14 protein-coding genes are annotated in these 17,080 nt (G+C 72.8%); 6 read left to right on the top strand and 8 right to left on the bottom strand.

The genetic code is table 11. The annotated features are described in order from the left end of the window. Positions 1–180: 180 nt before the first annotated feature. From O7627_RS22620 to O7627_RS22610, 3 genes are all read left to right on the top strand, one after another. Positions 181–2,679, top strand: a complete 2,499-nt coding sequence (locus O7627_RS22620) for a S8 family serine peptidase (RefSeq protein WP_278095501.1) — start codon at positions 181–183, stop codon at positions 2,677–2,679. Next, positions 2,622–3,341 carry a hypothetical protein gene (locus O7627_RS22615; protein WP_278095500.1) on the top strand — a complete coding sequence of 240 codons (720 nt, stop codon included), beginning with the start codon at positions 2,622–2,624 and terminating at the stop codon, positions 3,339–3,341. Before O7627_RS22620 ends, O7627_RS22615 begins: the two co-directional genes overlap by 58 nt. A gap of 79 nt (positions 3,342–3,420) precedes the next feature. Further along, a complete protein-coding gene (locus tag O7627_RS22610; RefSeq protein WP_278095499.1) occupies positions 3,421–4,908 on the top strand; it encodes a hypothetical protein in 1,488 nt (495 codons plus the stop codon). 154 nt (positions 4,909–5,062) lie between these two features. On the opposite strand, the gene O7627_RS22605 is transcribed toward O7627_RS22610, so the two are convergent. Together O7627_RS22605 and O7627_RS22600 are read right to left on the bottom strand one after the other, a co-directional pair. Continuing rightward, entirely contained in the window at positions 5,063–6,448 is a 1,386-nt protein-coding gene (locus O7627_RS22605; protein ID WP_278095498.1) for a HAMP domain-containing sensor histidine kinase, read from the bottom strand. After that, complete coding sequence (locus O7627_RS22600; RefSeq protein WP_278095497.1) at positions 6,445–7,209, bottom strand: response regulator transcription factor; 765 nt, start codon at positions 7,207–7,209, stop codon at positions 6,445–6,447. The genes O7627_RS22605 and O7627_RS22600 overlap by 4 nt, the downstream gene beginning before the upstream one ends. Positions 7,210–7,311: 102 nt before the next feature. On the opposite strand from O7627_RS22600, the gene O7627_RS22595 reads away from it, so the two are divergent. Next, a complete protein-coding gene (locus tag O7627_RS22595; protein WP_278095496.1) occupies positions 7,312–7,857 on the top strand; it encodes a septum formation initiator in 546 nt (181 codons plus the stop codon). A gap of 30 nt (positions 7,858–7,887) precedes the next feature. On the opposite strand, the gene O7627_RS22590 is transcribed toward O7627_RS22595, so the two are convergent. The 4 genes from O7627_RS22590 to O7627_RS22575 all read right to left on the bottom strand — a co-directional run bounded on the left by O7627_RS22590 (position 7,888) and on the right by O7627_RS22575 (position 11,571). Further along, positions 7,888–8,976 carry a serine hydrolase domain-containing protein gene (locus O7627_RS22590; RefSeq protein WP_278095495.1) on the bottom strand — a complete coding sequence of 363 codons (1,089 nt, stop codon included), beginning with the start codon at positions 8,974–8,976 and terminating at the stop codon, positions 7,888–7,890. Continuing rightward, the gene (locus tag O7627_RS22585; RefSeq protein ID WP_278095494.1) at positions 8,973–9,500 is read right to left on the bottom strand and encodes a helix-turn-helix domain-containing protein; all 528 of its coding nucleotides are present in this window, start codon (positions 9,498–9,500) and stop codon (positions 8,973–8,975) included. Before O7627_RS22585 ends, O7627_RS22590 begins: the two co-directional genes overlap by 4 nt. 45 nt (positions 9,501–9,545) lie before the next feature. Further along, positions 9,546–10,490 carry a terpene synthase gene (locus tag O7627_RS22580; RefSeq protein WP_278095493.1) on the bottom strand — a complete coding sequence of 315 codons (945 nt, stop codon included), beginning with the start codon at positions 10,488–10,490 and terminating at the stop codon, positions 9,546–9,548. A gap of 451 nt (positions 10,491–10,941) precedes the next feature. Then, positions 10,942–11,571 (bottom strand): TIGR03085 family metal-binding protein, encoded by a 630-nt coding sequence (locus O7627_RS22575; protein ID WP_278095492.1) that lies wholly within the window; start codon positions 11,569–11,571, stop codon positions 10,942–10,944. 146 nt (positions 11,572–11,717) lie between these two features. On the opposite strand from O7627_RS22575, the gene O7627_RS22570 reads away from it, so the two are divergent. Together O7627_RS22570 and O7627_RS22565 are read left to right on the top strand one after the other, a co-directional pair. Further along, positions 11,718–13,622 (top strand): ABC transporter ATP-binding protein, encoded by a 1,905-nt coding sequence (locus O7627_RS22570; RefSeq protein WP_278098380.1) that lies wholly within the window; start codon positions 11,718–11,720, stop codon positions 13,620–13,622. Beyond that, complete coding sequence (locus O7627_RS22565; protein ID WP_278095491.1) at positions 13,619–15,403, top strand: ABC transporter ATP-binding protein; 1,785 nt, start codon at positions 13,619–13,621, stop codon at positions 15,401–15,403. Before O7627_RS22570 ends, O7627_RS22565 begins: the two co-directional genes overlap by 4 nt. A 107-nt stretch (positions 15,404–15,510) precedes the next feature. On the opposite strand, the gene O7627_RS22560 is transcribed toward O7627_RS22565, so the two are convergent. After that, the gene (locus O7627_RS22560) at positions 15,511–16,365 is read right to left on the bottom strand and encodes an alpha/beta hydrolase (protein ID WP_278095490.1); all 855 of its coding nucleotides are present in this window, start codon (positions 16,363–16,365) and stop codon (positions 15,511–15,513) included. 65 nt (positions 16,366–16,430) lie between these two features. Next, positions 16,431–17,042: a 30S ribosomal protein S4 gene (rpsD, locus tag O7627_RS22555; RefSeq protein ID WP_278095489.1), complete on the bottom strand. Its 612-nt coding sequence runs from the start codon at positions 17,040–17,042 to the stop codon at positions 16,431–16,433. Positions 17,043–17,080 lie beyond the last annotated feature (38 nt).

Below are 17,080 nucleotides of genomic sequence, written 5' to 3'. Positions count from 1 at the left end.
TGAACGATCTACCAGAGGCTGATCATGGAACGGCTCCCCGTCATGCTTTCACTCGTCGTTGTCGCGGCCGCCGCGAGAACCGGACCCGGCACCGTCGAGCCGACCCCACCCAGCGACGCACAGCGAACAGCCGAGACCTCAACCGGGACGGAAGCTGGTGACGACGTCCGTGTCACCCTCGTGACCGGCGACCGGGTTGTCGTCGTGGACGGCGACCTCGGCCGTGCCCGGGTGGAACCAGCCGCAGGTCGCGAGGAGGTCTCCTTCCACATCTCGTCGGCGGGTGACCGCCTCGAGGTGGTTCCCTCCGACGCGAGTCGCTACCTGGCGAACCGCACACTCGACGGCCGATTGTTCGACGTCAGTCTGCTGATCGAGGCCGGATACGACGACGCGAACACCGACACCGTGCCGCTCATCGTCTCCGCGCCGGCCGCACCGGCGTCCGCTGGCACGGCGCTCGCCAGCGCCGGCGCCGCGCCGGGCCGCGAACTTCCCGCCGTCGACGGATTGGCCGCCGAGGTCGACAAGACCAGGGCAGCGGAGTTCTGGTCGGCGATGACCGCTGCCGGATCACGATCGCTCAACGGCGTCGAGCGGGTCTGGCTCGATGCCACCGGCCACACGAGGCTGGACGAGAGTACCGCCCTGGTGAACGCGCCGGCCGCCTGGGACGCCGGCCTCACCGGCGAGGGCGTGACGATCGCCGTCCTCGACTCGGGCATCGACGCCAGCCACCCCGACCTCGCCGGACGCGTCGCGGAGGTGGCGAACTTCACCGCTGAGGAAGCGGGTGACCAGTCGGGCCACGGCACGCTCGTCGCATCGGCGGCCGCCGGTACGGGCGCGGCGTCAGGCGGGACGTATCGCGGCCTGGCGCCGGGCGCGACCCTGCTCGACGGCAAGGTCACGAACGCGGAGGGCACGTTCCGCGAGTCGGCTGTGATCGAGGGCATGCAGTGGGCGGCTGACCAGGGTGCGCAGGTCGTCAATCTGAGTCTCGGCGCGACCGTCCGGGCCGAGACGACTCCGCATCCGTTCGAGCAGGCGGTCGACCGGCTCACTCAGCAGGCTGGCCTGCTGTTCGTGGCCGCAGCGGGCAATGCCGGGGCGGCTGACGGAACGGTGGAATCGCCGGCCAGCGCGCGGTCGGCTGTCGGTGTGGGTGCCGTGGACAAGGACGGCGTCATCTGGGAGCAGTCCAGCCCGGGACCCCGGGCGGGTGCGACCGTCGTCAAGCCGGACCTCCTGGCCCCGGGTGTCGAGGTCACCGGCGCTCGCGCCAGCGAGGGTTACATCGGCGTGCCCGTCGACAACGACTACGTCCGCGACTCGGGAACCTCACTGTCCGCCCCGCTCGTCGCCGGTGCGGCGGCCCTGCTGCTCGAAGCCGAACCGGATCTTGCCCCGGCCGAGCTCAAGGCCAGGCTGATGGCCTCGGCCGATCCGCGTACCGGCGAACCGGCGTACCAGCAGGGCGCGGGACTGCTGGACGTGGCTACCGCAGTCGAGCAGACCGTCACCACCGAGCCCGCGAGCGTCGACCTCGGAGTACGGCGATGGCCGCACTCTGACGATGACCCGGTCGAACGGACCGTCACGTACGTCAACACCGGTACCGAGAACGTCGCGCTGGAGTTGTCGGTGATGGCGTTCGGGCCGGACGGAAAGGCGCCGGCCGAAGGGATGTTCACGCTCGCCGACAGCGCGCTGGAGGTGCCGGGCGGTGGCACTGCCGCGACGACGCTGACCGCCGACACCAGCCTTGGTGGCCCGAACGGGCACTACTCCGGACGCCTCACGGCAGTCTCCCCGGACGGCAGCACCACCACCACGCCGTTCGGTATCCACCAGGAGGCGGAACTTTACACCGTCACGTTCGCCTTCGTCGATCGGGACGGCGAACCCAGCGACAACTACAGCATGCGACTTCAGGATCACGACGAGGAACGGCAGTGGTGGTTCGCCGGCGCTTCGCACGGGACGGAGACCGCCGTCCGGATCGCGCCAGGCCGGTATCACCTGGACGCCCGATTCCCCACCCCCGACGGTGGGCTGGCCCTACTGGTGCAACCGTTGCTGGAGGTGACCGGGGACACCTCGATCGAGGTGGACGCCCGTTCGGCGAGGGCCGTCGAGGTGACCGTTCCGGACGATACCGCTGAGCTGCAACGCGGCCTGATCGGCTACGAACTGCAGCTGGCCGAGGACACCCGGCGGTTTTCGAGCAACCTCGTCGGCCTGGACCGCAACCACATCGGCCAGCTCGGCCCCGAGCTCGACGCGCACCAGTTCGAGACCAGGATCGTGGATTCTGGGGCACCGACAGCAACGACCGTTACGCACTCGCCTGGTTCGAGGGCGGCCGGCTGCCCACCGGCCTGCGGCGGGACGTCCACCGGCACGAGCTCGCCACGCTGCGGCTGTACGCCTTCAGCACCGGCACCGACCAGACCGGCTCCGGCGAGATCGTCGCCACCGGACCGTTCCTCGGCACGTCGACGTCCGGGCGACTTCCGGAGGTGGACCTGCCCGCCACGCTGGACCTGCACGTCACAACCGGCGACGAAACGTGGCAGATCGAGTTCGAACAGCAACCGAACCTGCGCACGCTGCGGACGGTGCCGACCAGCTACGAGCCGGGCCGGTGGCAGGTGGACAGCTGGAACGCCGCTGTGATCGGCCCCGGTCTGGTCAGCCCGGACGGCTCGACGGCGGCGACGAGGCTGGGCGACACCATCCAGGTCGACGTGCCGCTGCAGACCGACCGCGCCGGGCACCCCGGCACCACCTTCCTGATCGACTACCTCGGCACGCGTACCGCCCTGTACGCAGACGGCGAACTGGTCGACGAGACCAGCCGCCCGGGTACCGGCGAGTTCGACGTGCCCCCCGGTGCCACGAACCTGGGACTGGAGACGACCCTGGCCCGGCTGCCGGGCACCGCACACCTCTCGACCACGGTCGACGTGGCCTGGACGTTCCAGTCCAGACACGTCGTCGACCCCGAACCCCGACCGCTACCACTGACCGTCGTACGGTTCGCGCCGTTCCTCGACCGGCACAACCGGATGCCGGCCGGGCCGGCCGCGTTCGTGCCGGTCACCGTAGAAGCCCAGCACGGTACGCCGCCGGTGGACGACCTCGTCGTCGAAGCATCGCCCGACGACGGTGACACCTGGGCCGAGGTTCCGGTCACCTCGGTCGGCCACGGCTGGCTGGCGCGCATCCGACACGACTCAGCGGCCCGGTTCGTGTCACTGCGCGCCACCGCCACCGACGAGGGTGGCAACAGGGTCGAGCAGACCATCATCCGGGCGTACGAACTCGCCGCCCGGTGAGGAGCCGGGCAGCCGGCCGATCGGCCGGGTCCGGAACGGCAAACCGCAGTTTCCTGCCCGTCTACGAAGGAGGTCAGACATGCGACGCATCTGGCCGCTCTCCGCCGCCGTCTTGCTGGCGTTGAGCGCATGCGCGAACAACCCCGGGAACGGAACCGGCGGGCCGACCACCCCGACGGAGACCACTCCCGCTCCCGAACTGGCGGAGTGCACCAACGACGAAGTCGGGTACGTCGCGCGATACCCCGCCGACTGGCACACCAACCCCGGCGACGTGGTGCAGACATGCAGCTACTTCGACCCCGAGCCCATCTCGGTGACCGAGGGTACCGAGCCCGACGTCGCGGTCGTCCTGCGGTCCACGGACGTTGGATACCGCACCACCTCGTCGTCCGACGCGTTCGGCGAGGTCCGCTCCCGCGACTCAGCCATGGTCGACGGGCGCGAGGCCGTCGCCGTGGTCGACGAAGCCACCGGGGAGGGACTGCTCGACGAGGGCACGCTCGCGTACACCTGGGTGGTCGACATCGCGGACGGCAGTTTCCTCGCGACGACCCACGACGCACCCGGGCGCGACTTCTCCCGCAACAGCAGGGTGGTCGACCAGATCATGGCGAACCTCGACTTCACCGCACCGCCACCGGACGACGGCAACGGCGACAACGGCCAGGACGGCCAGGACGGCGATGACGGCGGGCCGCCCGGCGAACGGACCGTCGTCGCCCGTTACGACGGGTTCGATGTCGTAGCCGTCCGGACCGCCGAGGAAGTCTGTCTGGTCGCCCGCGCCGACGGTCGCGGGGGTGACCCTGCCTGCTGGAGCGCGGGCGGGTCGGACCGCGAGCTCACGGTGAGCCCGCTCGACGTGCCCGGCGACCTCCGGGCGATCGGCGGGCTGGCCGCCCCCGAACTGCCCCGTGTCCTGGTCGCGACCACGGACGAGGGCACCGCGGGTTTCCGCCCGTCACCCGTCGCCGGAACGGACACCCGGGCCTGGGTGGTGCCGGTCGACCAGTCGGCGACCGATCGGGTGATCGGGTACACCGCCGACCAGGAGATGGCCGTCGCCATCGACGCGCGGGGCCGGTCCACCGATGTGCTGCCCGGCACCGACACTCAACCGGAGAACACCGGCCCGTCCGACCAGTTCCACCTCCTGACCGACGTGGAGACCGGGCTCCACGCCGGCTACGACCGGGTCACGTTCCAGTTCGGCGACGGCGCGCCCGGTTACGAGGTGTCGTACGAGGATCGGCCGATCACCGAAGACGGCTCCGGCGCGGAGGTGAGCATCCAGGGCGACGCCGTGGTCGTCGTCCGCATGCGGCTCGCGTCCGGTCGCGAGCGAACCGGGACGGGCGAGCCGACGTACACCGGCCCTGAGCGGCTCCGGGGCGCCGGCACGTTCGCGGTGACCGAGGTCGTCCGGACCGGTGATTTCGAGGGTGTCCTGTCGTGGGCGGTGGGCGTACGCGGCGAGTCGCCGATCCGGGTCCAGGTATTCGGCAACGTCATCGCGGTGGACGTTCGGCACGCCGAGTCCGACCAGGGGTCAGCGGTTGGCTGATCAACGCCCGACCGATCAGCCGGTCGCCGGGGACTGCCTGCTCGCCGCCGGCACGCCCGACGTGGGCGCTACGGATGTCTTACCAGCGGGCACAGCCGCTCACGATGGCTCCTCAAGATCGCCGCCGTCCGGTACGAGGTGAACGTCAGATACCCTACGTCGCGGTTTTAGGGTAACTGGCGTTCATCTCGTGAGCCGGACCGTGATTGCTTCCGTCCGTCGACCGTGATCGCGAGCGGTTCATGGGCTCAGGTGGGGGACCGAGGTCGACGGTGATCAGGGCGCCGCCGGGCGAAGCGTTGGACACGGACATCGTGCCGCCGCTGTCGGTGGCGGCCCGCCGCACGATGTCGAGGCCGAGTCCGGTCGAGCCGGCGGCGCTCGCCCCGCGTCGCAGCACACCGGACCCGGCCAGCCCTGCCGGCAGCCCCGGACCCTGGTCGGTGACGACCAGCCGGGCACCACCGCCGGGCCGCCCGGCCAGCCTCACCCCGAACGCCGTCCCGTCCGGGGTGTGCGCGAAGACGTTGCCCAGCAGCGCGTCCACGGCGGCGGCCAACTCGTCGGCGCCGACCCGTACCGGTAACGGTGTCTCGGCCAGGTCCAGGGTGACCGGCCGGTCGGTGTCCTCGGCGAGCACCGACCAGAACTCCACCCGGTCCCGGACCACCGCCGTGGCGTCGCAGGCGGCCACGGTCGCACCCTCGGTACCCCGCCAGCGGGCCTGCCGGATCAGCCCGGTCACCGCCCGCTCCAGGTCGTCCACCCGGGCGGTGATCCGGGCCGCCTCCGCCGGGTCGGCCAACGACTCCGACTCCAGCTTCAACGACGTCAACGGGGTACGCAGCCGGTGCGACAGGTCCGCCACCTGCTCCCGCTCGTCGCGCAGCAGCTCCTGGATCCGGCCGGCCAGGTGGTTGAGCGCGCCGGCCACCTCGCGCAGCTCCGGCGGCCCGGCCGGTCGCGCGCGGGCGGACAGCTCCGCCCGGGCCAGCCGATGCGACACGGTGGCCAGCTCCGCGATCGGGGCGGTCAACGCCCGCGCCAGCCGGTCGGCGACCAGCAACCCCAGCAGCAGCAGCGCGACGCCCAGCCCGGCCAGCACCAGCCAGGCCCGCCACACCCCCCGGGTCAGCTCCTCGGCCGGCACGAAGGTGCGGATCACCGCCGTACCCTCCGGTCTGCCCTGGACCGCGACCAGGATCTCCCGGCCGTCGGACCGGTCCACGCTCAGGCTCTCGCCGCGCGACGCCAGCTCGACCCCGTCGGTCCGCTCGGCCGGGGTACCGAGCACCGCGCCGTCCGGCAGGAACACCGTGATCGGGCGGCCGCTGGCGGCCGCCACCTGCTCCGCGCTGACCCGCAGCGACTCCGGGTCGGCGGTGCCGACCACCGACACCAGCCCCTGGGCGTCGGCGCCGGCCTGTGCCACCGCCCGGTCCCGAGCCACGGTACGCAGCAGCACCGCCAACGGCACCAGGAACGCCAGCAGCACCAGGCACATGGTCGCCGCCACCAGCAGCGTCAGTCGCCGCCTCATGGACCACCAACCCCGCCGCCACCGTCCGCCGCACCACTGGTCGGCCCGGCACCGTCCGTCCCGGCGCCGCTGACGCCAGTGGGTGGGGCGCTCAGGCGTACGCCCACGCCGCGGACCGTGTGCAGGTAGCGCGGTTGCTGGGCGGTCTCGCCGAGTTTGCGGCGCAACCAGGACAGGTGCACGTCGACGGTCTTGTCGGCGCCGCCGTAGGGCACCTGCCAGACCTCGGTGAGCAGTTCCCGCTTGGTGACCACCTGATCGGCCCGGCCGGCGAGGTGGTGCAGCAGGTCGAACTCGCGGGGCGTCAGCTCCAGCTCGACGCCGGCCAGGGTGGCCCGGCGGGCGCCGACGTCCACCCGCAGCTCGCCGACCACGAGCGCCGAGTCGGTGCCGCCCGCCGCCGGCCCGCGTCGCAGCACCGCCCGGATCCGGGCGTCGAGCTGGGCGGCGGTGAACGGTTTGACCACGTAGTCGTCGCCGCCCGCGTCCAGCCCTCGGACGATCTCCGTCTCGTCGTCCCGGGCGGTGGCGATGATCACCGGTACGGCGGTGACCGCCCGGATCATCCTGAGCAGCTCCAGCCCGTCCAGGTCGGGCAGCCCCAGATCGAGTACGACCAGGTCGGGCCGGTCGTCGAGAACCGACTGCAGGCCGGCCATGGCGGTGTGCGCCGCCGCGACGGCGTGGCCCCGCTCGCGCAGCGCCCGCAGCAGCGGGGTCCGGATCGCCGGGTCGTCTTCGATCAGCAGGAGGCGGGCCACGCCAGCACGGTATCCGGTCGGTCCGCCGGTGAGCTGCCTCGTTAACCACCTCTTAGGGTCGGCCGGGGCCCGCCTTAACCAGGGACCGGGCATAGTCGGGGGATGGCACGACGGACCGCGCTGGCGATCGCCGGGTGGCTGGTCGCCGCGGTGGCGGCCACCGGCACCGGGCTCGCCGCCGTACAGGTGATCGGGGCCGGCCTCACCGGCCCGGCCGGCGAGGTTCGCGACGCCGACGAGGTGGCCCGCCTGGTCGCCGCCCCGACCCAGCCGCCGGGCATCGGCCCGGCCCCCGGCTCGGCCCGGCCACCGGGCACCGCCGAACCATCGGACCCCGGCCGGTCAACGGACCCCGGCCAGTCAACGGAACCCGGCCAGTCACCGGGCGGCACGCCGGGTCCCGGTGTGCCGGAGTCCCGGCGGGCGTTGGCGACCCCGGGCGGCACCGTGGTCGCCGAGTGCCGCGGCGCGGACGTGGCGCTGGTGTCGTGGACGCCGGCCCAGGGCTACCGGGCCGCCGACGTCGACCGTGGTCCGGACGACGACGCGGAGGTCACCTTCGCCGGCTCCGACCACGACATCGAGGTCGAGGTGGCCTGCGTGGCCGGCACACCGGTCGCCACCCACATCCGGGACACCGACGACTGAGAGTTGAGCCGGGCGGGGAGGAGCGCTGAGCTAGCGGGTTCGGGCTGCGTCGGGTTGTGGGTGTGGGGCAGCCGGTGGCAGCAGACCGATACCGAAGTTCAGGACGCTGGTGAGAATCCGGGTGCGGCCGTCGTTGCAGGTGATGAGTGCGGCGGCGGACCGGTCCGGGGAGACGACGGCGGTGGCCACCCAGCGGGCGTTCGAGCCCTGCTGGGCGTAGGCCACCCGGTACCGCAGCGACCCGCCGCCGGGGACCCACCAGCCCATGCCCTGCTCGGCCCCGGCGGGCGGCGTGACGATCCGCTCCAGCGACCCGGCGCTGACCAGGCTCTCGGGCCGGGCCAGGAAGATCCGGATGAACGCCGCCCAGTCCGACAGGCCCAGGTGCAGCCGCCCGGCCGGGGAGAGGACCGGCGGATTGTCCGGTGGATGCCGCAGCGACCGGTCGGCCGGTCCGACGGCCGGACCCCGGCCGACGCCGAGCCCCCGGACGGCGAACCGGGCGCGGTGTCCCCAGGGCTGGTCGGCGGCCGGCGGGCCGAACCCGGCGGTGGTCATGCCGAGCGGGCGCAGCACCTCGGCGGCGAGGACCTCCTCGAACGGCGCACCGGTACGCCGTTCGAGCGCCGCGCCGACGAGGGTGTAGCCCAGGTTGGAGTAGCGGAAGCGGCCCTTCGGCCCGGGCGGCCGGTCCAGGGTCTGCCGCGCCAGCCGGGACCGCTGGACCGGCAGCGGGGTCGGGTCGGTCAGCGCCGCCCGCAGCTCGTCGGCGGTGGGGTTGGCCGGTACGCCGGCGGTGTGGGTGAGCACCTCGGCCAGGGTCACCGCCCGCCACCCGGGGTGCGCGGCGTCGGCGTCGAACAGTTCCGCCACGGGGGTGGACCAGGCCAGTTCGCCCCGGTCCACGAACCGGGCCACCACCACCGCGGTCATCGCCTTCATGCAGGACCCGATATGCCACCGGTCGGCCGGCTCGACCGGGTCGCCCTGCCCGCGGACCCGCTCGCCGCCCACGGCGACGGTCGGCTCGCCCACGGCCGGCACCAGCGCCACGCCGATCCCGGGGGTCCGGGTCCGGCGGCGGTAGGCGTCGAGAGCGGCGGTGAGCCCGGGCGTCACGCTTCCTCCCCGGGCACCGACGGGCGCAGATCCAGCACCGCGCTCAGCACCGTCAACAGTGGGATGACCTGCTGCTCGCGTACCGCGTAGGTGCCTCGTTCCGGTTGGTGGACGACGCCGGCCGCGAGCAGTTCCTTGAGGTGGTGGAAGAGCTGGCCGGTGGAGGGCTGGTTCAGCCGGTGCGCCAGTTCGGCGGTGGTGAGGCGGCGGCGCAGCAGCTCGACCGCGATCCGGACCCGGGTCGGGTTGCCCAGCGCGGCCAGGACGGCGGCGCTGCGCTCGGCCGGGGCCTGCCGGATCTCCTCCCAGCCACGTTCGACCTGCCAGGCCAACGTCTGGCCGTCCCAACCGCCGACGCCGGCGTAGAGCACGACGTCGGCGGAGTCCGGGCCGCCGCGTAACCGTTCGAGCAGCTTCTCCACCGCGGGGGGTGCGGTGGGCGTCCCCGCCGGTGCGCCGGCTTCCAGGGCGGCCACCCGCCGGCCGAGTTCGGCCAGCGATCGGGAGATGTCATCGGCATCCATCAGGATACGATAATCCGTCATTCCGGAATAGCAAAGCCAGGTGGATCAGTGGTAGCGGGTGGAGTGCAGCGACCAGTCGTAGGTGCCACGGATCCAGCACCGGCGGGCGGTGAGCATCCGGGTCACGGCCGGGTCGGCGCCCGGCAGCATCGCCGCCTCCAGCCGCAGGTACGACTCGATGCCGGCGTTGAAGCGGCCGGCCGCCTCGGCCAGCGCGGCCGCCTCGTCCTGCCCGGTCTCCTGGGCGATCGCCCGGGCCAGGTTGTGCCCGTCGCGGCTCTCCTTGTCGTAGGAGAACAGGTCGTTGCACCAGCAGACCAGGTCGGCGGCGAGCCCGTCCAACGCGGAGAGCCGGGGATCGGCCCGCCGGCCGGCGTCCGGCAGCGCGTGGTGGGCCAGGTCGGTCAGGGTGAAGCTGGGATGCACGCCGCCGGTGTGCCGGCGCATCTGCCGATACTCCTCGACCGCGGGTATCCGGGCCCGCTGCCGGTTCGCGGCCTCCCAGAGCAGCGCGAGCAGATAACTGCGGAACTGCGCGGTGAAGCGCAGCAGCAGGTACGGCTGCCGCTGCGCGCGGAGGCGCCGGCACAGGTCGTGCAGCCCGACGCCGGTCGGCCCGGCGGGCGCCACGGCGGCCGCCGGGTCCGGACCGCCGAGCAGATCGAGTACGTCGAGCAGCCGGCCGACCACCGGCGCCAGCCGGCTCGGGTCGTCACCCAGCCCGTCGTCGTCGCAACTGTCGTCGAAGGTGAACAGCCAACTGAACAGGTCGGCCAACAGTTGCAGGTGGTCCAGGTCGGCGTCCGGGCAGGCCCGGCCGGCGAGGTCGCCGGCGTTCGCCCGGTCCAGCCGGGCGGCGGCGGCCGCCGTGGCCGCCAGCCCGATCTCGGCCGCCCACCGGGACGACCGGGCGCCGACGTCCGCCGCGTACCGGCTCGTCCGGGCCGGGAACGGCGGGCCGATCAGCGCCGTGGCGGCGAAGTCTCGCATGGTGCCCCCTGTCGCGCGCGAACCCGCGCGGTGGGGCGCGCGTCGCGGAGGCGCCGACGTCGGTGCTGGCCCACCATCCGGTGCCGTCGGAGGGCGACACGACGACGACGCACGGCGGTGAGGGGGTTCGCCGATACGCCCGGGCTGATGGATGCCGTTACGACGTCGGTGCGTCTCCGATCCGACGCCGACCTGCCGCAGTCAGGTACGCGCTGTCGATGGATAGCCGGTGAGGAGGTGGAACTACGACGACACGCAGCGGTGCGCGATGGTATCGCGCGAATCTTGCCAACTTGCCGGTCCGCTCCACTGTGGCACGATGAACCGCCCGATTTCCGCGCCGAGCGGCCCGGCCGGTCGGCATTCCCCCGGTCCGCCCGGCCGAAGTACCCGGTCCGGTCGGCTGATCCGCCCGCCCCGCGTCGGCGCCGGCGGATCGAAGCGCGTGGTGTCAGACCCCGAGGTGGGCGTTGCGGAGCCGGCCGGTGAGCTCCGCCGGACCGTCCAACTGGACCCGGGCCACCCGCTGGCGGCCGAACAGGAACAGCGTCAGCTCACCCGGCGGCGCCACCAGGCGCAGGTCCTCGCCGCCGGCACCGGCCCGCCCCTCGCCGTGCCCGGGCGCCTGGATGAGCAGCCGGGCCGGGAACCGGCGCAGGCTGAGCCGGGCCAGGCCGGGCACCCGCTTCCAGAGCGCCGCCTGCAGCCCGTGCGGCAGCTCCCGGGGCTGCCAGCCGGGTTGGGCCCGGCGGACGTCCTCGTGGTGGACGAAGAACTCCATGGTGTTGGTCAGCTCCTCGACCAGCCGGTTGCTCACCGGACTCCACCACGGCGGGTTGCGCACCTGGGTCACCAGCTCAGGGAAGGGCTTGGCCGCCAGCGCGGACTGGACCCGGTCGGCGTACCCGCGAAGCGGCTTGAGCACAACTCCGGCGGCGGCGTCCGGCCGGCGTTCCCGAAGAATCAGGTGGGCGGCCAGGTCGCGGGTCATCCAGCCCTCGTTGATCGTCGGCGCGTCCGGCCCGACGGCGAGCAGGAGATCGGCCAGCGACTGGCGCTCGGAATCTGCGTACCTCGGCATCCTCCGATCGTAGATCCGCCCAGCGTGTGACGGTTGACACAATCGATACCGGTTCGTCGCCGATGGCACTTGTCGGTAAGGATGAGGTTGACGGGCGATGGCTTACGGCGGGGGAGAGCGTGGCGACGACCAGGACAAGTCGGGACGTGCTCGGCCGTGGGCTGGGGGTACTGGGCAGGGCGATCCGGGAGCAGCCGCGGATCTTCGCGGTGTCGGTCGTCGGCAGCGTGCTGTTCAGCCTGCTGATCATCGTCACCTCGTACACGGTGGGGACGATCGTCGGCGAGGTGGTGGTGCCGGCGTTCGAGCGCGGCCGGGCCGACGCGGCGCTCGTCGCCCTCGGCGCCGCGGCCCTGCTGGCGATCAGCCTGCTGCGGGTGGTCGGCATCTTCGGCCGCCGGCTCGGCGCCGGCTACATGCAGTTCCGGCTGCAGGCCAGCTACCGCCGCCGGGTCACCCGGCAGTACCTCGACCTGCCGCTGTCCTGGCACCACCGGCACGCCACCGGCACCCTGCTCAGCAACGCCAACTCCGACGTCGAGGCCACCTGGTTCCCGATCGCGCCGATGCCGTTCGCGGTCGGCACCGTGGTGATGCTCTTCGCCGCCATCGGGTCGCTCTTCGTCACCGACTGGGTGCTCGCCCTGGTCGGCGTCGCGATCTTCCCCGCGCTGTTCGCCCTCAACGTCGTCTACTCCCGGCGGATGGCGCCCCGGCAGGCCCGGGCCCAGCAGCTGCGCGCCGAGGTCAGCGCGATCGCCCACGAGAGCTTCGACGGGGCGCTGGTGGTCAAGACGATGGGTCGGGAGGCGGCCGAGACCGAGCGGTTCGCCGCCCGGGCCGGCGAGCTGCGGGACGCGCTGATCTCGGTGGGCCGGCTGCGCGGCATCTTCGACCCGATGCTGGAGACGCTGCCCAGCCTCGGCACGCTGGCCGTCCTGCTGGTCGGGTCGGCCCGGCTGGGTCAGGGTGCGATAAGCGTCACCGAGCTGGTCTCGGTGGCGTTCCTCTTCACCGTGCTGGCGTTCCCGGTCCGGGCCATCGGCTGGGTGCTCGCCGAACTGCCCCGCAGCGTGGCCGGCTGGGACCGGGTGCAGAACGTGCTCACCGCCACCGGCGAGATGCCGTACGGCGCCGACGAACTGCCCGACACCGGCCGTCCGGTCACCCTGACCTTCGACCGGGTCCGGTTCGGCTACGCGGCCGGCGAGGCCGGCCCACCCGACGAACCCGGCGACCCGCAGCGGGCCGGTCCGCTGTCGAGCGCCGACGCCGACCCGACGCCGGTGCTCAAGGACGTGTCGTTCACGGTCCCGGCCGGCCGCACGGTCGCGATCGTCGGCCCCACCGGCTCCGGCAAGTCGACGATCGCCTCGCTCGCCGTCCGGCTGGTCGACCCGCAGGCCGGCTCGGTCAGCCTGGACGGGGTGGACATCCGGTCGCTTACCGCCGCCTCGCTGGCCGCCAACACCGCGCTGGTGGCGCAGGTGCCGTTCGTCTTCGACGACACCGTCCGGTCCAACGTCACGCTGGACCGGGCCGGCCTCACCGACGACGACGTGTGGCGGGCACTGCGGCTGGCCGAGGCGGACGGCTTCATCAGCGCGCTGCCCGACGGGCTCGACACCATGGTCGGCGAGCGGGGCACCACCCTCTCCGGCGGTCAGCGGCAACGGCTCACCCTGGCCCGGGCACTCGCCGGCCGCCCGCGGCTGCTGGTGCTCGACGACGCGACCAGCGCGGTCGACCCCCGGGTGGAGGCGGCCATCCTGGCCGCGCTGCGCGGCGGCCGGGTCGACGCACCCGAGCGGCCGGCGCCGACCTCGATCCTGGTGGTCGCCTACCGCCGGGCCACCATCGCCCTCGCCGACGAGGTGGTCTACCTGGAGCACGGCCGGGTGATCGCCCGGGGAACCCACCCCGAGCTGCTGACCACCAGCCCCGGCTACGCCAACCTGGTCACCGCGTACGAGAAGGCCGAGGCGGAGCGGGAGCGGGAACGCGGCTTCGAGCGGGACGCCGCGTACCAGGGCGAAGGGGTGACGCTGTGACGGCCGCGGCCCCCGGCGTCGAGCGGACCGAGGGCACCTGGCGCACCCTGCGGCGGGGTCTGGCGCTCAGCCCGGAACTGCGGATCGGGCTGGCCGGCACGCTGCTGCTGGCGCTGGTGTCGATGATCGGCCGGGCCGCCGTGCCGGTGGCCGTGCAGCAGGGCATCGACCGTGGCCTGCGGGCCTCGGGCGGGCCGGACCTGGACGTGGTCGGCCTGGTGGTGGCCGTGACCGCCGCGGTCCTGGTGATCACCACCTGCTGCGGCTACCTGATGATGCGCCGGCTCTTCACGGTCAGCGAGACCGCGCTGGCCGGGGTCCGGACCCGGGCGTTCCGACATGTGCACGACCTGTCCATGCTGCACCAGCAGTCGGAACGGCGCGGGTCGCTGGTGTCCCGGGTGACCAGCGACGTCGACCAGATCACCCAGTTCCTCCAGTGGGGCGGCGTCATCCTGCTGGTCAGCGTCGGTCAGGTGCTCGTCACGTCGATCGTGATGGCGGTCTACTCCTGGCAGTTGACGCTCGTGGTCTTCGCCGCGTTCGTGCCGGCGCTGCTGGTTATCCGGGGTTTCCAGCGCCGGCTGGCCGCCGCCTACGGGCAGGTCCGGCAGCGGATGGGCACCCTGCTCGCGGTGGTCTCCGAAAGCGTGGTCGGGGCGCCGGTGATCCGCGCGTACGGCGTCTCCGCGCGCACCGCCGCCCGGCTGGACGAGGCCATCGACGGACACCGGGTGGCGCAGCAGCGGGCGATCCGGACCAGCGTGATCAGCTTCTCCACCGGCGAGATCGCCGCCGGAGTGGCGCTGGCCGCGGTGGTGCTGCTCGGCGTCCGGCTGGGGGTGGCGGGTGAGCTGGGCATCGGCGAGCTGACCGCGTTCCTGCTGCTGGTCACCCTCTTCATCCAGCCGATCCAGATCGCCACCGAGGTGCTCAACGAGGCGCAGAACGCGATCGCCGGCTGGCGTCGGGTGCTGGACGTGCTCGATGTGGAGCCGGACGTCGCCGACCCGGGTACCGAGGGGGTGCCGCTGCCGGCCGGCCCGCTCGACGTCCGCTTCGTCGGGGTGAACTTCGCCTATCCGGGTGGCCCGCCGGTGCTCTCCGACGTCACCGTCGACATCGCCGCCAAGAGCCGGGTGGCGGTGGTCGGCGAGACCGGCAGCGGCAAGACCACCTTCGCCAAGCTGCTCACCCGGCTGATGGACCCCACCGCCGGGCAGGTGCTGCTCTCCGGCGTACCGCTGGACCGGGTGCGGTTCGCCTCGCTGCGGTCCCGGGTGGTGATGGTGCCGCAGGACGGCTTCCTGTTCGACGCGACGGTGGCCGACAACGTCCGGTTCGGCCGGCCCGGCCTCAGCGACGAGGAGCTGGCGCTGGCCTTCACCGAGCTGGGCCTGGCGGACTGGGTGGACGGCCTGCCGGCCGGGCTGGCCACCCCGGTCGGTGAGCGCGGCGAGGCGCTGAGCGTCGGGGAGCGCCAGCTGGTCGCGCTGGCCCGGGCGTACGTCGCCGACCCGGACCTGCTGGTGCTGGACGAGGCGACGAGCGCGGTGGACCCGGCGACCGAGGTCCGGTTGCAGCGCACCCTGGACGCGGTGACCCGGGGGCGGACCACGGTCGCCATCGCGCACCGGCTCTCCACCGCCCAGTCCGCGGACGAGGTGATCGTGGTCGACCGGGGCCGGATCGTCCAGCGTGGCCCCCACGACGACCTGGTCCGCGACCCGGACTCGATCTACGGCCAGCTCTTCGCGTCCTGGCTGGAACAAACGCGCTAGCGGGCGGCCCGGCTGTACCAGACGCGCCAGCGACCGGCCCGGCTGGGCGGACGCGGTGCCGGGTGGCGCCACCAGATGGTGGCCGCCACCCGGCTGGTCGGTCGGCGTCAGCGGGCCGACATGGCCGGTGCCCGGGCGACGAACTCCATCATCGCCCGGTTGATCTCGTCGCCGTGCGTCCACGGGATGCCGTGCGGCGCCCCCTGCAGGGTCACCAGCTTGCTGCCGGGCAGCATCGAGTGCAGTCGCTGCCCGGTCACCGGGTACGGCAGCACGGCGTCCTTGTCGCCCTGGATGATCAGCACCGGAACGTCGATGCGGGGCAGGTCCGGCCGGAAGTCGGTGAGCCACGCGTCGACGCTGTGCAGGGTGCCGATCGCCGACGCCCGGGCACCGATGTTCCAGTGCGCCCGGAACGCCTCGTCGCTGACCCGCTTGCCGCGGTTCTCCTCGAAACTGAAGAACGAGGTGACGAAGCTGGTCAGGTACTTGAACCGGTCCGCCACGATGTCCCGCTTGAACCCGTCGAACAGGCTCTGATCCACCCCGTCCGGGTTGTCCGGCGTCTTCAGCAGGAACGGCGCCAGCGGGCTGATCAGCACCGCGCTGCTGACCCGTTCGGAGCCGTAGGCGCCGAGGTAGCGGGTCACCTCACCGGTCCCCATCGAGTGCCCGACGAGGATGGCGTCCCGTAGGTCCAGGTCGGTCATGATGGTGTTCAGATCGGCCGCGAAGGTGTCGTAGTCGTAGCCCATGGCGGGTTGGCTGGAATTGCCGAAGCCGCGCCGGTCGTAGGTGATGGTCCGGTAGCCGGCGTCGAGCAGCGGACCCACCTGCTTCTCCCAGGACGAACCTCCGTAGGGGAACCCGTGGATGAGCACCACCGGCTGCCCGGAGCCGTGGTCCTCGTAGTACAGGTCGATCGGCGCGTAGTTCTCCGCGCCGACGGTGATGTACGGCATGGGAGTCTCCTCGTATCTACCGTCGATGGACCCCGCTGCCTACCCCGACCGGGCCGGGTTACGCCTCAGCGTGAGTAGTACTCGACGACGAGCTGTTCGTCGCAGATCACCGGGACCTCGCGCCGGGCCGGTTCGCGGACCAGGGTGGCGCGCAGGTCGGCGAGGCTCACCGACAGGTACGCGGCGCCGGGTCCCTCGGGGGCGTGCGCGCCGGCCGCCGCGAGCTGGAACGGCGGCTTGCTGCGACTGCGCTCCCGGACCGCGACCACCTGGCCGGGCCGCAGCCGGTACGACGGCCGGTCCACCTTCGTTCCGTCCACGGTGAAGTGTCCGTGCGCGACGAGTTGGCGGGCCTGGTAGATGGTGCGGGCCAGGCCGGCCCGGTGGACCACCGCGTCGAGTCGCCGTTCGAGGAGGCTGACCAGGCTGTCGCCGGTCTTGCCCGGGCCCTGCACGGCGTCGTCGAAAGCGCGCCGGAGCTGGGTTTCGCTGATGTTGTACTGGTGCCGGAGCCGCTGCTTCTCCAGGAGCCGGACCTGGTAGTCGGAGGTGCGGCGGCGCTGCCGGCCGTGGACCCCGGGTGGGAACGGGCGCCGCTCGAAGTACCTGACGCACTTGCGGGTGAGCGGGATGCCCAGGGCACGGGACAACTTCGCCTTGGGTCGCGGCTTGTTCACGTGGACGTCTCCGGTTCTGTAGGTTAGCCTCACCTTAC

It is taken from the genome of Solwaraspora sp. WMMD1047 (assembly GCF_029626155.1).
Taxonomy (GTDB): Bacteria; Actinomycetota; Actinomycetes; order Mycobacteriales; family Micromonosporaceae; genus WMMD1047.
The sequence above is the reverse complement of the archived record's forward strand: the minus strand, read 5'-3'. Positions and strand labels throughout refer to the sequence as shown.

Excerpts from the sequence above, each read along its gene's own strand:
- O7627_RS22610 (WP_278095499.1), top strand. The coding sequence starts at position 3,421 with ATGCGACGCATCTGGCCGCTCTCCGCCGCCGTCTTGCTGGCGTTGAGC.
- O7627_RS22605 (WP_278095498.1), bottom strand. The coding sequence starts at position 6,448 with ATGAGGCGGCGACTGACGCTGCTGGTGGCGGCGACCATGTGCCTGGTG.
- O7627_RS22595 (WP_278095496.1), top strand. The coding sequence starts at position 7,312 with ATGGCACGACGGACCGCGCTGGCGATCGCCGGGTGGCTGGTCGCCGCG.
- O7627_RS22585 (WP_278095494.1), bottom strand. The coding sequence starts at position 9,500 with ATGGATGCCGATGACATCTCCCGATCGCTGGCCGAACTCGGCCGGCGG.
- O7627_RS22580 (WP_278095493.1), bottom strand. The coding sequence starts at position 10,490 with ATGCGAGACTTCGCCGCCACGGCGCTGATCGGCCCGCCGTTCCCGGCC.
- O7627_RS22575 (WP_278095492.1), bottom strand. The coding sequence starts at position 11,571 with ATGCCGAGGTACGCAGATTCCGAGCGCCAGTCGCTGGCCGATCTCCTG.
- O7627_RS22560 (WP_278095490.1), bottom strand. The coding sequence starts at position 16,365 with ATGCCGTACATCACCGTCGGCGCGGAGAACTACGCGCCGATCGACCTG.